Origin of the sequence: Henriciella mobilis (assembly GCF_003576285.1) — a bacterium.
Classification (GTDB): Bacteria; Pseudomonadota; Alphaproteobacteria; order Caulobacterales; family Hyphomonadaceae; genus Henriciella; species Henriciella mobilis.
This window is the reverse complement of sequence record NZ_QWFX01000016.1, coordinates 427906-442128: the sequence shown is the minus strand read 5'-3', so window position 1 is coordinate 442128 and position 14223 is coordinate 427906. Positions and strand designations below refer to the sequence as shown.

Annotated in this window: 14 protein-coding genes; 8 read left to right on the top strand and 6 right to left on the bottom strand. The window is 63.0% G+C overall.

What is annotated here, in order from left to right:
* Nucleotides 1-29: 29 nt before the first annotated feature.
* From D1223_RS17590 to D1223_RS17580, 3 genes are read right to left on the bottom strand one after another with little or no spacing between them, the layout of a single operon-like run.
* The gene (locus D1223_RS17590) at nt 30-1508 is read right to left on the bottom strand and encodes a dihydrolipoyl dehydrogenase family protein (RefSeq protein WP_119377652.1); all 1479 of its coding nucleotides are present in this window, start codon (nt 1506-1508) and stop codon (nt 30-32) included.
* Entirely contained in the window at nt 1505-2290 is a 786-nt protein-coding gene (locus D1223_RS17585; RefSeq protein ID WP_119377651.1) for a TVP38/TMEM64 family protein, read from the bottom strand. The genes D1223_RS17590 and D1223_RS17585 overlap by 4 nt, the downstream gene beginning before the upstream one ends.
* Before the next feature lie 49 nt (nt 2291-2339).
* Complete coding sequence (locus D1223_RS17580) at nt 2340-3134, bottom strand: DUF547 domain-containing protein (protein WP_119377650.1); 795 nt, start codon at nt 3132-3134, stop codon at nt 2340-2342.
* A gap of 171 nt (nt 3135-3305) precedes the next feature.
* Between D1223_RS17580 and rpmH the strand changes: the two genes are divergently transcribed.
* The 4 genes from rpmH to yihA are packed head-to-tail and all read left to right on the top strand — an operon-like array spanning nt 3306 to nt 6379.
* Nucleotides 3306-3440 (top strand): 50S ribosomal protein L34, encoded by a 135-nt coding sequence (rpmH, locus tag D1223_RS17575; RefSeq protein WP_119377649.1) that lies wholly within the window; start codon nt 3306-3308, stop codon nt 3438-3440.
* Nucleotides 3441-3471: 31 nt separating this feature from the next.
* Complete coding sequence (gene rnpA, locus D1223_RS17570) at nt 3472-3855, top strand: ribonuclease P protein component (protein WP_119377648.1); 384 nt, start codon at nt 3472-3474, stop codon at nt 3853-3855.
* A gap of 35 nt (nt 3856-3890) precedes the next feature.
* Nucleotides 3891-5738, top strand: a complete 1848-nt coding sequence (yidC, locus tag D1223_RS17565; RefSeq protein ID WP_233350011.1) for a membrane protein insertase YidC — start codon at nt 3891-3893, stop codon at nt 5736-5738.
* A complete protein-coding gene (gene yihA / locus D1223_RS17560; RefSeq protein ID WP_119377646.1) occupies nt 5735-6379 on the top strand; it encodes a ribosome biogenesis GTP-binding protein YihA/YsxC in 645 nt (214 codons plus the stop codon). Before yidC ends, yihA begins: the two co-directional genes overlap by 4 nt.
* Here the strand turns inward: yihA and D1223_RS17555 are convergent.
* Nucleotides 6376-6963 (bottom strand): hypothetical protein, encoded by a 588-nt coding sequence (locus tag D1223_RS17555; RefSeq protein WP_147372894.1) that lies wholly within the window; start codon nt 6961-6963, stop codon nt 6376-6378. The genes yihA and D1223_RS17555 overlap by 4 nt on opposite strands.
* A gap of 175 nt (nt 6964-7138) precedes the next feature.
* On the opposite strand from D1223_RS17555, the gene D1223_RS17550 reads away from it, so the two are divergent.
* On the top strand, nt 7139-7522 hold the full coding sequence (locus D1223_RS17550) for a glutathione S-transferase N-terminal domain-containing protein (RefSeq protein ID WP_158586616.1): 384 nt from the start codon (nt 7139-7141) through the stop codon (nt 7520-7522).
* Here D1223_RS17550 and D1223_RS17545 read toward each other — a convergent pair.
* Nucleotides 7519-8073, bottom strand: a complete 555-nt coding sequence (locus tag D1223_RS17545) for a DUF1697 domain-containing protein (protein ID WP_158586617.1) — start codon at nt 8071-8073, stop codon at nt 7519-7521. The genes D1223_RS17550 and D1223_RS17545 overlap by 4 nt on opposite strands.
* Nucleotides 8074-8106: 33 nt before the next feature.
* Complete coding sequence (locus D1223_RS17540) at nt 8107-8580, bottom strand: hypothetical protein (protein WP_147372892.1); 474 nt, start codon at nt 8578-8580, stop codon at nt 8107-8109.
* 217 nt (nt 8581-8797) lie between these two features.
* Here D1223_RS17540 and D1223_RS17535 point away from each other — a divergent pair, with 217 nt between their 5' ends.
* From D1223_RS17535 to katG, 3 genes are all read left to right on the top strand, one after another.
* On the top strand, nt 8798-11074 hold the full coding sequence (locus D1223_RS17535) for a TonB-dependent receptor (RefSeq protein WP_119377641.1): 2277 nt from the start codon (nt 8798-8800) through the stop codon (nt 11072-11074).
* Between the two features lie 92 nt (nt 11075-11166).
* Nucleotides 11167-11634, top strand: coding sequence for a GNAT family N-acetyltransferase (locus tag D1223_RS17525; protein WP_119377639.1), 468 nt, complete (start codon nt 11167-11169; stop codon nt 11632-11634).
* A 138-nt stretch (nt 11635-11772) separates the two neighbouring features.
* On the top strand, nt 11773-14016 hold the full coding sequence (gene katG, locus D1223_RS17520; RefSeq protein WP_119377638.1) for a catalase/peroxidase HPI: 2244 nt from the start codon (nt 11773-11775) through the stop codon (nt 14014-14016).
* The last annotated feature ends 207 nt before the right edge of the window (nt 14017-14223 follow it).

Here is a 14223-nt window from a genome sequence, read left to right as displayed (position 1 = left end):
GGGGCGTCAGACACGCCAGCCGGAATAGGTCAGAGAATGCGCTGAAGCAAGCTTACCAGCAGGCGGGCCGGTTTGCCGAACACAGCATCGGAGAAATGCGCGCTGGCCGCCCGCTTCACCACCTCGGTCCGGGTCGGATAGGGCGAGATGAAATTGGTCAGCGAAGTGAGCTTCATCTTGTTCGACATCGCATAGCCGACAAGCTGGATGATATCGCCTGCGCCCTCGCCAACGATGGACGCGCCGACCAGCTTGCCTTTCTTCAGGATGAGCTTGCATTCGCCCTCGGTCTTGCCCTCTGCGATGGCGCGGTCATTCTCGTCGAACGCAAAGCGCGTGACCTGGACCTTGTCGCCGAACCGCTCGCGCGCTTCGTGTTCGGTGAGGCCGACCTGGGCGACTTCCGGAGCCGTGTAGGTGACCGCCGGGAGCGGCAGCGAGGATGACGTCGAGCCCTGTTTGAAGAAGGCGCGGCGGACGAGCACCGAAGCGTGCCAGCCGGCAAGGTGGGTGAACTGGCCTTTGCCGGCCACATCGCCCACGGCCCAGACATGCTTGTTGGAAATCGATCGCAGCTTGTCCGACACCCTGATGCCATGCTGGTCGAAATCGACGTCGCCAGCCTCCAGGGCAAGACCGTCGGTCACCGGCTTGCGGCCGGTCGCGACGAGCAGGTGAGTGCCGCTGATGGTTTTCGTGCCGTCTTCGCCCTCGGCATCGACACTGACCTTGCCGGCGTCCTTCCAGACTTTCACGGCACGGTGCCTGTCGAGGATGGAGACGCCTTCCTTGCGCAGGGCCTCGGACGCGATCTCTGCATGCGCCTGGTCGGCGCGGGCGAGCACGCGGTCCATCTCTATGACCGTGACCTCCGAGCCCAGCCGGCGGAAGGCCTGCGCCATTTCCATGCCGATCGGGCCGCCGCCGAGGATGATCAAATGTGAGGGCAGGGACGGGACGGTGAAGATGGTCTCGTTCGTGAGGTAGTTCACATCGGCAAGGCCGGGCACGGGCGGGATGGCCGCGCGCGAGCCGGTCGCGATCACGATCCGTTTGGCCGAGACGGCGACGCTGGCCGAGGCAACCGTGTTCGGATTGGTGAAATGGGCGTGCTCGCGGATCACGGTCACACCGAGGCCTTCGAACCGCTCCCGGCTGTCGACGGGGGCAATCGTGTCGATCGTCTTGCGGATATGCGCCTTGACCGCCTCCCAGTCGGTGACCGGTTCGCCGGACATGACGCCGTAGGCGCTGCTTTCGCGGGCGGCCGCGGCGTACTTGGCCGCCGACAGGAGCGCCTTGGACGGCACGCATCCGCTGTTCAGGCAATCCCCGCCCATCTCGCCCTTTTCAAAGAGCACCACATCGAGGCCCAGCATCGCAGCACCGGCTGCCGCCGAAAGACCGCCGGACCCGGCGCCGATGACGACCAGGTCTGCCTTGCGCTTCTCCGGTGGTTGCCCGGCGCTGCCCGGTACAGCTGGGATTCCTGCGATGTCCTCTTTCATTGTGCTGCTTCCTCAAGCCGGGCCGCCTTGCGGCCAGCTATTTTCTTGTAGGCGACCGGCAAAAGGGCCACGACGCCAAGGGCGAGAAGCGCGGGGAAGAAATTCTTCACCACATCGAACAGGTTCTCTGTCTCGCCGGCATCGAAGGTCGCACCGAGGCTCGCCCCGATCCATGTATAGGCCACAACGCCCGGAATGATCCCAAGTGCCGTGGTGACTGCATAATCCCTGTAGCGCGCGCCGAGCAGGGCCGGGGCGATGTTCGCCACGGGGAAGGGGACGACCGGCATCAGGCGCAGGGCGAACATGTAGGAGATGGCATTCTCCCGGAAGCCAGCTTCCATCCGCTTCACGAACCGGCCGGCGCGTTCGCGGAAGGCGGCACCGATTGAGGTTCGCGCAGCGAAGAACAGCGTGCTCGCGCCGAGAGTCGCACCTGCGACGGTGACCGCCGAGCCGCCAATGAGGCCGAACAGCAGCCCGCCCGAAATGGTGATCCAGAGCGCGCCGGGCAGCATGAACACGGTCGCGGCGGCATAGATGAGGATATAGGCCAGCACGGCAATGATCAGGTTGTCGGCGACGAAGGCCTGTAGCGTCTCGTTCTGTTCGCGCAGCGTGTCGATCGACAGGTAGCTGAACAGGCCGAACTGCCAGGCTGCGACGAGGCCGAGCGCGATGACATAGACCGGCCAGAGGCGGATCCAGATCGAGGTCGAGGGTTTCTTGTCCGCCTGCGTGGTGACGTCTGCCGATTCGGAGTTGTTTGTTTCTGAGGGCATTTGGGCCCGTTCCTTCCTGTCGCCAGTGGCCGTGTTGCTTGCGGCCGTCTTATTTCGAGGTGTCGTTGAGCGACCAGTCATAGTCATGGTCGCGGATGTCTGGGTTTGCCCGGATCTTTTCCGCCAGTGCCGGGCCTGCATAGCTCAGCAGATGCGCGATCACGGCCTCTTCGCTGCCGCCGAAATCGGCTTCGAACCAGTCATAGATGGACGAAACGCGCAGGCCATTCTTGAGGACGCTCACGCCGCGCGGATGGTTGATGTAGTCGCGGGCGGCCTCATCGAGGTCTGCGTTCAGCGTTTCGGCCTGCCACGGTTCAACGCGCAAATTCGGGCAGCCATAGGAGGCGCAATTGATCGCATAGTGCAGGCGCGGATCGTCGGCCCATTGCTGGCGCAGGACGCCATGTTCGATCCCGTCGAGGGAGATCTCCTCGCCATCCGCGATCACCTTGATCTTCTTCCATGGCCCGCGCGAGTACCAGGGCTTGATCGTGGAGAGGGGATATTCCTCGACGATGTAGCGAACCGTGACCGCATTGTAGAGATTGGCCCAGGCGGCGAACTGTTCGTCGCGCGTCAGGGCATCGAAATCGAGATCGGCATATTGCGCGATATAGGTGTCGAGGGCGTCACGGTCGGCCTGGTTGGCCTTTAGGGCGGCGTAATCCACCCGGTTCACGCCGTCGGCGCCAGGCTCGACATAGGTCTCCAGCAGCGCGCCCCATGGCGCGTGGGAGATGCTGGTCGATTTGGCCATGGCCAAGGGTGCGCCTGCCAGGAGGACGATGGCGGACAGGATTGTGCGGACAAGGCTTGATGCGCGGGGGAGGACTGTGTTCATGGCCGCGATATAGCCCTAAGCGGGCAGTCTTACACGTCACGACCCGCGAAAGCGCCATCACAGTCGCGTGAGCCGCATCTCACGCACATCGCAGCCTTGACCATGCCGCCCTGTGGCTGTATCAGCCGCGGTTTCCGATTTCGGTCAATCACAAGATCAAGGCGCAAGCCCATGAAACGTACATTTCAGCCCAGCCGCCTGAAGCGCGCCCGCCGCCACGGCTTCCGCTCCCGCATGGCCACCAAGAATGGCCGCAAGGTGCTGGCTCGCCGCCGCGCCAAGGGCCGCAAGACGCTTTCTGCCTGAGCGCTCCGGCGCGCCTGATGGGGGTATCCCCATGGCACGGACAGATGAACAGGTCACTGAGGTCGTACGGCTTGCCGTGCGGCCTCAGTTTCTTTTTGTGCGCGGCGGATTGTCCGAGCGCCGCAAGAGCCTGGTGATCCAGGCCCGGATGCGCGGCGATCCGAGCAGCCATATCGGGGAAGGGTTCACTGCCACCAAGAAGACCGGAAACGCCGTTATCCGCAACAGGGCACGGCGCCGTCTCAAGGCCGCCGCACGCGAGTTGCTGCCCCGGCTGGGCGTGCCCGGAGCCGATTACGTCTTCATCGCCCGGATGGACACCGCTGGCATTGGCTGGCAGCGCTTGCTTGACGATATGGAAAGCGCGCTGATAAGCCTCGCCGCAACCTTGAAACAGGGGTCGGGCACGGCCTGACCCCCTTTTATTATGTAAAGACCGCGGAACTCGACATGAATCAGGGGATGGACCCGCAGGACCAGCGCAACTTCATCATCGCCATGGTGCTGATGATTGCCTTCGTGTTTGGCTATCAGGCGCTGGTCGTCCAGCCCCAGCAGGAAAAGCGCCAGGCCGCCCAGGAGCTGGCCGAACAGCAACAGGAAAGCGCCGGGGTCGATACGAGTGCAAGCGTTGAAAGCGGGCAGCCGTCCATCGAGATCGCGCCATCCGTCGAGGAAGCCCTGCAGGCCAACCAACGCCTGACCATCGATGGCGAGCGGGTCGATGGATCGATCCGCCTGACGGGCGGCATTCTTGATGATCTGCGGCTGAAGGACCACTACACCACGGTGGAGAAGGTCAATGAGCTGCGTCTCCTGCGCCCGACAAATGCCGAGTATGGCTATTATGCCGGCTGGTACTGGTTCGACGGCAGCCAGCCTGTCGCCGGCCCGTCTGCGCGGTGGCAGGTCGAGGGCAATGACACCCTCACCACCGGCTCGCCGGTGACCATGACCTACACCTCGGACGGCATTGCCATCGAGCGTACGATCAGCGTCGATGAGAACTACATGTTCACCTTCGCCGACCGCATCACCAATACAGGAAGCGAAGCGCGGACCCTCTCGCCGCTTGGCTCGATCCGGCGCCATGGCGAATGGAAAGGCTTCCTGGAAGCCACCGATCCCGGCTCCTCGCGCACATCCGGCATGGCGCTTCAGGGCCTGCTCGGCGTGTTCGACAGCGAGCTGACCTGGCGCAACTACAAGAACCTCGACAAGGGCAAGGGGCTGAAGAAGGCTGACGATCAGGGTATCCGCCGCGCCTCTGAAGGCGGCTGGCTCGGCTTTACCGACAAATACTGGCTCACCAGCCTTATTCCCGAACAGCAATATGAATTTGCCGGCCGCTACGAACGCCTGTCGCGCGCAAACGGGCCGATCCTGCAGATTACGGCAACCAGTGCAGGACGCGTCATTCAGCCGGGCGAGACCATCACCTCCAAGAACCGCATTTTCTCTGGCGCCAAGGAATATGCCGTCCTGCGCGACTATGAGGATGCCGGCATCCCGCGTTTCGAGGATGCGATCGACTGGGGCAACATTCTCTACTACGTCACCAAGCCGCTCTTCTCGCTACTTTACTGGCTTGAGCACAATCTCGGCACCTTTGGCTGGGCCATCCTGGCGCTGACGGTCCTCGTGCGCCTGCCGCTCGTGCCGCTCTACAACCAGTCCTACAAGTCGATGGCGAAGATGAAGAAGCTCGCCGAGCCGATGAAGGAAATCCAGGAGCGCTTTGCCGCCGATCCGCAGCGCCGCCAGCAGGAGATCATGAAGCTCTACCAGCGGGAAAAGGCCAACCCGATTGCCGGCTGTATCCCGATCCTGCTGACCATCCCGGTCTTCTTCGCGCTCTACAAGGTGCTCTACGTCACCATCGAGATGCGCCACTCGTCCTTTGCCTTCATCAGCGACCTCTCGGCGCCGGATCCGACGGCCATTGGCAATCTGTTCGGCCTCTTGCCCTGGGCGGCGGCTGACGTGAAGTCGATCCCGATCATCGGCCTGGTGATCGGCATTGGTATCCTGCCGATCCTCTACGGCGTGACGATGTCGGCCATCCAGGCGCTGTCGCCGCCGCCGACCGATGCGACGCAGAAGATGATCATGCGCTTCCTGCCGCTGATCTTCATGTTCGTCTTCGCCGGCTTCGCCGCGGGCCTCGTCATGTACTGGGTCTGGTCGAACACGCTGTCGCTGATCCAGCAATACTTCATCATGCGGCGTAATGGCGTTGAGACCGAGCTCGACAAGCTGATTGCCCGCCTGCTGGGCCGGCAGAAGGAAGAGGCGTGAGCGAGACGCCCGAGTTTGATGAAGACACACTGGAAGCGGCGCGTATCCTGTGCGCCGGGCCGTGTGATTTTGTCCTCGGCGCCGCGTCCCTGACCCAGCTGCCGGCGGCCGACCGGCCGGAGATCGCCTTTGCCGGGCGCTCCAATGTCGGCAAGTCCAGCCTCATCAATGCGCTGCTCAACCGCAAGAATCTGGCGCGCGCTTCCTCAGAGCCGGGCCGCACGCGCGAGCTCAATTATTTCGACCTCGGTGAAGGGCGCCTGTGGCTGGTTGACCTGCCGGGCTTTGGCTATGCCAAGGTCTCGCGCAGCCAGGCGCAGGAGTGGCAGCGCCTGACCCTTCGCTACCTGCAGGGCCGGGTGAACCTTCGCCGTGTCTTCCTGCTGGTCGACAGCCGGCGTGGGCTGATGGACACAGACCTTGAGGTCATGGACATGCTCGATACGGCCGCGGTGACCTATCAGGTCGTCATGACCAAGGCCGACAAGATCAAGAAGACCGAAGCCGAGGCGACCCGCGCCAAGATCGAGAAGGCGCTGGCCAAACGCGCCGCCGCCCATCCGGTCATCCGGCTGACCTCAGCCGAGAAGGGATGGGGCCTGCCGGAATTGCGGGCCGAAATCCTCGGCCTTTCCGCCTAGCGGTCCTCGCGGTCGCCGAGCAGCTCCTGGCGTGATCCCCTATAGGCCGGGCGGTCGTCCCGAGAGCGGTTCTGCCGGGCGGCCGATTGTGAGCGGTCGCGCGGCGGGCGCGCCTGCGGCGGGGCCTTGGGCGCTGGATTCTCGGCCCGCGGGCCATGGCCCCGGTCGCCCCTCTGGCCGCGATCACCCCTGTGTCCGCGATCGCCCCGGTCCCTGTCGCCACGGTGCCCGCGATCACCCCTGTCGCCATGATGGTCGCGCTGGTCGCGATTGCCATGATGGCCTTGATGACCTCCGCGCTGGTCCCGGTTGTGGTGGCCGTCCTTGCCGTCATGGCCGCCGCGATAATGTCCGTGATGACCGCTGTTTCGCGGATAGGACGGGTAGTAGTAATAGGTCTCGCCGTAATAATAGCCGGGGGTGTAATAGTACCCGTCGCCATAATAGCCATCATCGTAATAGCCGTCGCCATAATACGGGTCGTAATAGTCATAGGCGACGCAGCCCGTCGCCAGCAGCCCCATGGACATTACGCCCAGGGCAAGCGCCGGACGGGTCCATCTGCGTGTGTGTCGTTCGCTCATCATGGGCCTTTCGGATCTGTCCTGTTTGTCCGAAGGTTAAGACAAGCCACCTGACTGGCGCATGAATGCGCGTTCAGCCGGGCATCGGGCCCGCTGGCCTCGCTGACGACTGCGGACGCTCGGAACACCGAGGCCGCTGAGGACGCTCCTTATGTCAGATACAAGGAGCAAGACCATGACGAAAACTGACAACACACCCATCCGGGCCGTGCTCAAGCTGGATTGCCCGTTCTCCCTGAAATTCAGGATTTTCGTGACCGAAGCCGGGATCGCAGACCAGTTTGTCTTCGACGTCTTCGAAGAGGGCACACGGGCCTATGACGAAGCCAAAGCCACCCTGGAGAAGTGCGCGCCGGAGGCGACCTTCCCGGCCGTCGAGACCTCGCCCGGCACCTATATGGCCGACAGTGACACCCTGATCGACCACTATGCCAAAGCCTTCAGCGTGGACCGCAAGGCTCTTCCGCTGCTGGCGTATTATGAAGCGGGTGTCTTCAAGGCGATGACGCAGATGTTTCAGGAAAATCGCGAGATGAAGCAGAAGCTGGAGGCGGCCTAGAGCGCCTCGACATCCAGTCCGGCCAGTTCGGCGACCTTGTAGATGGTGCGCATGTTGCGACCGGTCATCGGGACGCCGAGCAGCCGGTCCAGCTTCTCGACCAGTTTCGAGCGCCCAATGCCATCAGGGGCAAGGAGGTAGAAGGCCTCATCGGTCAGCTCGAAGGCTTCGTTATGCGCCTTGATCTCCTGAAGGTCATCAAGGCGTGCTTCTTCCGCCGGCTCGGCCAGCAGGAAGAAATGAACCGACTTCGGTTCTTCCAGGCCTTCATCCTTATACGGATTAAGTGTGATGATGCGCACAAGGTCCTGTGGGGCATAGACCTGGCTGCGCGGGGTGATGTCGAAGTTTTCGCGCAGCAGGTCGGTCAGGTCTGCAGAGACATCCCAGTAATTGTCGTGCTCGGAATCAAAGACGATGTTCCCGCTCTGGATATAGGTCGCGACATTAGTGTAGCCGGCTTCTTCGAGAGCGGCGGCAAGCGCCTTCATCGGAAGCCGCTTGCCGGAGCCGACATTCACACCGCGAAGGAAGGTGATCCAGCGGTTCAAACGCAGCGCTCTGGGTAGGAGGTCCGGATCAACCTAGTCGCCATCATAGATGATGATCTCATCGGGCTGTCGCGGGCCATCATAGGCACGATTGCGTTCCCAGCAGCCACAGTCGCTGCCCCAGGTGAAGGCCTCGCCCCGCCCGTTCACGCGCAGCGAGGATGAGGCATAGGAGCCATCATCGGTATTGCCGTACATGTCGGCATAACCGTCGCCATTACTGTCGCAGGTGTAGAAGCTTCCGGTATTGCGGCACTGGTTGTAACCAACCCAGTCGCCATAGGAATAGTTCGCCGGCCAGCCGCCATAGCTACCGAACGTATTGGGGGACCAGTAGCGCCCGCCATAGGCCGGCTGCGCGCCATAGCCATACTGGCTGGAGGTGTAGGCGGCGTCCGCCATGCCTGCGCTCAGCCCGGCCGATATCGCCTCAAGTTCAGCTGTCGTACAGCCGCCAAGGGCGCCCAGCGCCACTGCGCCAACTGCCCATCCAACATGTTTCCGCATGATCTGCATTCCCCGACTTTTGCCCGTTTTCCTCATAATCGCAAGAGACTAGCGGGCCGGCGATGAGCGCATCATGAACAGAATGCTCGATTTGCGGTGCACGCGCTGTGCCCGGCAGGACACACAGCCAGACCGTCACAGCACTGTCGTCCATCCGTCGTCTGATTGTCGCACGATCCGCCTATGAGCGCCGCAAACAAGATAGCGGAGCCTCCCAATGAAACCTGTTCTCCTTGCATCCACCTCCCTGATATTGATCGGTGCACTGACAATGCCCGCCGCCGCCCAGGACGGCAGCACCGATGGCGAGTTACGCCAGACCACGGTTACGGTCACCGTGCAGAAACGCGCCGAGAATCTGCGCGATGTGCCGGTGGCCGTGTCGGCGATCGACGAGACGCTGATGGACGATCTCGGCCTCGATGAGTTCAGCGAACTCGCCCGCTATGTTCCGGGCTTCGAAGTGCAGGAGCAGAGCCCGAACAATCCAGGCTTCGTGATCCGTGGCATCACCTCCGACAGCGGCGAGGCGAATATCGAGCCGCGCATCGCGATCTTCCAGGACGGTGTGTCCCTGTCGCGGTCACGCGGGTCGATCGTCGAACTGTTCGATCTTGAGCGCGTCGAGGTGGCCAAGGGCCCGCAGCCAACCCTGTTCGGCCGCGGCGCGCTGATCGGCGGGGTGAACGTCATCCAGGCCAAACCGGAATTCGAGTTCTCTGGCCAGGCAACGGCCGGGGTCGGCAATTATGACGAGCGCTATCTCGACGGCCACGTCACGGGCCCTCTGCTGGGCGACAAGGTCGCCTTCCGCCTCGCCGGCCGCCTGCGTGAGCGCGACGGCTATGTCGAGAGCCTCAACCCGGCCGAGGAAGACTTCAACAGCCAGGACATGAAGGCGGTGCGCGCATCGCTCGCCTTTGAGCCGTCGGCTGATCTGCGCTTCGACCTCATCGCCAACTACCAGGAAGACACCCCGTCAGGCACGAGCTTCAAGTCGAAGGCCTTCGATCCGCTGCCGGGCCGGTCCTCCGACCCATGGGAGCCGGCCAATCTGAATACGTTCGGTGACTTTCTTGGCGGCAAGAAGCTCGGCCTGGATCGGGAAGTGAGAAGCGTCACCCTGCTCGGCAACTGGCAGATCTCGGACGCCCTGTCGCTGTCCTCGATCACCGACTGGCGCGACTTTGACAGCCTGGAAGTGTTCGACCCGGACGGATTCGGCCTCGACCTCCTGATCTTCGCGGAAGATGCCAAGGGCGAACAGCTGAGCCAGGAACTGCGCCTAAACTATGACAATGGCGGGCGCGTGCGCGGCTTTGTCGGCGCGAGCTATTTCGACGAGGAAGGCGAGCAGGGCGTGCCGCTGACCTTTGATGAGCGGTCTGTCCAGGCCCTGCTCGGCGGCCTGATCCCGGCTCCCGACGCGCCGCCGGCCAGCGCTTTCCCGGCCATCAACCTGACGGCCTTCCTGACCGACGGCACCATCATCCCGCTGAAGCCGATCCACAATGAGAAGTTCACCAATTACGGTGACACCCAGGCGGCGGAAGTCTTTGCCGACGGTACGGTCGATGTCACCGATCGCCTGCAGCTGACCGCCGGTCTTCGTTACACGACAGAAGACAAGACCAGCGGCCTCAATGTCCAGCTGCTGAACGGCCCGAGCGCGGTGACCGGCGCCGGCCTGTTCGTGCAGCCGACCAATGGCACCATCTCCCGCAGCGAGACCTTTGACGACCTGACCTGGCGGGCCGCGGCGAAGTATGAGCTGACCGATACCGTCAATCTCTTCGCCAACTATGCGCGCGGGCGCCGCCCGGAAGTCATCACCGCCTCGGCCTCGGCGCCAGCGGCTGGCTTCGCGGTGCTCGATGCCGAGATCGTCGATGCCTACGAGGCCGGCCTCAAGGGTGCCTTCCTCGGCGGGGACCTGAACCTGGATGCGTCTGTCTTCTACTATGACTACACCAACTTCCAGTCGACGCGGATCACCGATGAAGGCCTGATCGAGCCGATCAATGCCGGCGACGCGACGGCCGAAGGCTTCGAGGCGCAGGCCAACTGGTTCGTCAATGACATGCTGAACCTCGTCGCCTCCTACGGCTACAACAAGGCCCGCTTCGAGACCGGCTCGTTCGACGGCAACAAGCTGCGGCTGTCACCCGACCACAAGGCGGCGGTGTCGGCCCGGATCATCCTGGCGGACGGCGGCTTTGGCGAACTCGTCCTCGTGCCGAGCTATACCTGGCAGTCGGATGTCTATTTCGACAACACCGAGCGCGAAGCCATCAGCCAGGACGCCTATGGCCTGATGAACCTCAACGTCCAGCTCAACCTGGAAAACGGTTTCGGCATCGAAGCCTATGCGACGAACCTGCTGGGCGAGGATTACATCATCGATGCGGGCAATACTGGCGATGGCTTCGGCATCCCCACCTTCATTGCCGGCCAGCCGATCTTCTACGGCGCGCGCATCCGCAAGTCCTTTTAGGCCGGCGGCCCTTTGACCCGGAATGCCCCGGCCCGCAGAGGCCGGGGCGAATCCCGTCTTGACGCAGATTGCAGCTGTACGACACTTGTCTCATGAGCGTCGTCATTGACCTTGCAAACCTCGATGCGGAGGATTTCAGGAGCCTGATCCAGGCCCACAAGGCGCTCATGCTTGAGACAACGCCGCCGGAAAGTTCGCATGCCCTGCTGATCGACGGGCTCAAGGCGCCCGGTATCACCGTCTGGGATATGCGCGAGAATGGCATGCTGATCGGCTGCGGGGCGCTGAAGCGACTCTCGGATGGCCGCTCGGGCGAGATCAAGGCGATGCACACGGTCGCCCAGTTCCGAAAAGGGGGCCTTGGCCGGCGCATGCTGAACCACCTGCTCGCGGAGGCGCGCTCACGCTATTACGCCCGCGTCTACCTTGAGACCGGCAGCCAGGATGCCTTCTATCCTGCGCGCAAGCTTTATGAGTCGGCAGGCTTTGCCTATTGCGGGCCATTCGAAGGCTATCGCGACGATCCCAATTCAGTGTTCATGGTATACACTTTCGCCTAGGCAGGGCGGGGCGCAGAGCGCGAGACTCGCTAACCATAACTTTATTCAATAACTCATTCCCATGAAATCGATTTGTTCGATGGAAACCTCGGTGCTATCCCGGCATCAGTCCTAAATCCGACATGAAAGGGAGCGACCATGGCTGACGATATGAAGTGTCCGTTTACCGGCGGAGGTGACCGGCACTGGGTATTCCGGGGCACCCAGAACGAGGACTGGTGGCCGAGCCAGCTCAATCTGAAAATCCTCCATCAGAACCCGCCTGCAGCGGATCCGATGGACCCCGATTTCGATTATGCCGAGGCGTTCAAGAAGCTCGACCTCAAGGCGCTCAAGAAGGACCTGACGGACCTGATGACCGACAGCCAGGAGTGGTGGCCGGCTGACTATGGCCACTATGGCGGTCTCTTCATCCGCATGACCTGGCACGCGGCCGGTACCTACCGGATCGGCGATGGCCGCGGCGGTGCCGGTACCGGCATGCAGCGCTTCGCGCCGCTCAACTCCTGGCCGGACAATGGCAACCTCGACAAGGCCCGCCGCCTGCTCTGGCCGATCAAGCAGAAATACGGCAATTCGATTTCCTGGGCTGACCTGCTCGTGCTCGCCGGCAATGTCGCCATCGAGTCGATGGGCGGCAAGACGTTCGGCTTTGCCGGTGGCCGCGCCGACGTCTGGGAACCGGAAGAGGACACCTACTGGGGCTCCGAAAGCGAGTGGCTCGCCATCTCCGACAATCCGGAAAGCCGCTATGGCGGTCGCCGCGACCTCGACAAGGGCGGCGCCGACGCTGTCGCGCTGGAGAACCCGCTCGCCGCGGTCCAGATGGGCCTCATCTACGTCAACCCGGAAGGCCCGGACGGCAATCCCGATCCGAAAGCCTCTGGCCAGGACATCCGTGAGACCTTCGCCCGCATGGCGATGAACGACTATGAAACCGTCGCCCTGACCGCTGGTGGCCACACCTTCGGCAAGATGCACGGCGCTGGCGATGCTTCCCTGGTCGGCCCGGAGCCGGAAGGCGCACCGATCGAGGCGCAGGGCTTCGGCTGGATGTCGACATACAAGTCGGGCAAGGGCGCTGACACGATCACCTCCGGCCTCGAAGGTGCGTGGACGCCGAACCCGATCAAGTGGGACTATTCCTACTTCGACGTGCTGTTCAAGTATGAGTGGGAGCTGACCAAGAGCCCGGCCGGCGCAAATGTCTGGACGCCGAAGAACCTCAAGGAAGAGGACATGGCCCCGGATGCGGCGGACCCGAACAAGAAGGTCCCGATCTTCATGTCGACCGCCGACATGGCGATGCGCGAGGACCCGGAATACCGCAAGATCTCCAAGCACTTCCAGGAAAACCCGGAAGAGTTCCAGGAGGCTTTCGCCAAGGCCTGGTTCAAGCTGCTCCACCGCGACATGGGTCCGAAGACCCGCTATCTCGGCCCTGAAGTGCCGGAAGAAGACCTGATCTGGCAGGACCCGGTGCCGCCGGTCGACCACAAGCTGGTCGATGACAGCGACATCGCCGCCCTCAAGGACAAGGTGCTTGCCTCCGGCCTGTCCGTCTCTGACCTCGTCAAGACGGCCTGGGCCTCGGCCTCGACCTTCCGTGGTTCCGACAAGCGCGGCGGCGCCAATGGTGCCCGTATCCGCCTTGAGCCGATGAAGAACTGGACGGTCAACGAGCCGGGCGAGCTGTCGCGCGTCCTCTCGACGCTGGAAGGCATCCAGAAGGACTTCAACAGCTCCGCCTCGGGCGGCAAGAAGATCTCGCTGGCCGACCTGATCGTGCTCGCTGGTTCGGCGGGTGTCGAGAAGGCCGCCAAGGATGCCGGCCACGCAGTCACGGTGCCGTTCACGCCGGGTCGCACCGATGCGTCCGACGAGATGACCGATGCCGAGAGCTTCGGCCCGCTGGAGCCGCATGCTGACGCGTTCCGCAACTATATGCGCGACGGCATCAAGGTCCCGACGGAAGAGCTGATGGTCGACCGTGCCCAGCTGCTGACCCTGTCGGCACCGGAAATGACGGTGCTGGTCGGCGGCATGCGGGTGCTCGGTGCCAACTACAAGGGCAGCAAGCACGGCGTCTTCACCAACCGTGTCGGCCAGCTGACGAATGACTGGTTCGTCAACCTGCTCGACATGGGCACCGAGTGGAAGCCGATGGCCAATGCCGAGCAGCTCTATGAAGGCCATGACCGCAAGACCGGCGACCTGAAATGGACCGCCAGCCGGGTTGACCTTGTCTTCGGTTCCAACTCGCAGCTGCGGGCGCTGGCCGAGGTCTATGCCCAGTCCGACAATGGCGCGAAGTTCGTGAAGGACTTTGTGAAGGCCTGGACGAAGGTCATGGAAGCGGATCGCTTCGACCTTCACAAATAAGCGGGCAAGCCCGAAACCATGACAGGAAGCGGCGCTCTCCGGGGCGCCGCTTTTTTCTGTCCGCCAGCACAACCGCGCGCGGCGCCGGGTCAGGGGCGGCGCGGTCAGTAAGAGGGGTTGTCAGGCGAGGGGCGTTCAGGACGGGCGGAGGAGCCGGTCTTCGGAGTGTCGACACCTCCAGGCTTTTCCGGCGGATCACGGCGTAGG

Coding starts and splice junctions, on each gene's coding strand:
- D1223_RS17590 (WP_119377652.1), bottom strand. CDS start 1,508: ATGAAAGAGGACATCGCAGGAATCCCAGCTGTACCGGGCAGCGCCGGG.
- D1223_RS17585 (WP_119377651.1), bottom strand. CDS start 2,290: ATGCCCTCAGAAACAAACAACTCCGAATCGGCAGACGTCACCACGCAG.
- D1223_RS17580 (WP_119377650.1), bottom strand. CDS start 3,134: ATGAACACAGTCCTCCCCCGCGCATCAAGCCTTGTCCGCACAATCCTG.
- rpmH (WP_119377649.1), top strand. CDS start 3,306: ATGAAACGTACATTTCAGCCCAGCCGCCTGAAGCGCGCCCGCCGCCAC.
- rnpA (WP_119377648.1), top strand. CDS start 3,472: ATGGCACGGACAGATGAACAGGTCACTGAGGTCGTACGGCTTGCCGTG.
- yidC (WP_233350011.1), top strand. CDS start 3,891: ATGAATCAGGGGATGGACCCGCAGGACCAGCGCAACTTCATCATCGCC.
- D1223_RS17555 (WP_147372894.1), bottom strand. CDS start 6,963: ATGAGCGAACGACACACACGCAGATGGACCCGTCCGGCGCTTGCCCTG.
- D1223_RS17550 (WP_158586616.1), top strand. CDS start 7,139: ATGACGAAAACTGACAACACACCCATCCGGGCCGTGCTCAAGCTGGAT.
- D1223_RS17540 (WP_147372892.1), bottom strand. CDS start 8,580: ATGCGGAAACATGTTGGATGGGCAGTTGGCGCAGTGGCGCTGGGCGCC.
- D1223_RS17535 (WP_119377641.1), top strand. CDS start 8,798: ATGAAACCTGTTCTCCTTGCATCCACCTCCCTGATATTGATCGGTGCA.
- D1223_RS17525 (WP_119377639.1), top strand. CDS start 11,167: ATGAGCGTCGTCATTGACCTTGCAAACCTCGATGCGGAGGATTTCAGG.
- katG (WP_119377638.1), top strand. CDS start 11,773: ATGGCTGACGATATGAAGTGTCCGTTTACCGGCGGAGGTGACCGGCAC.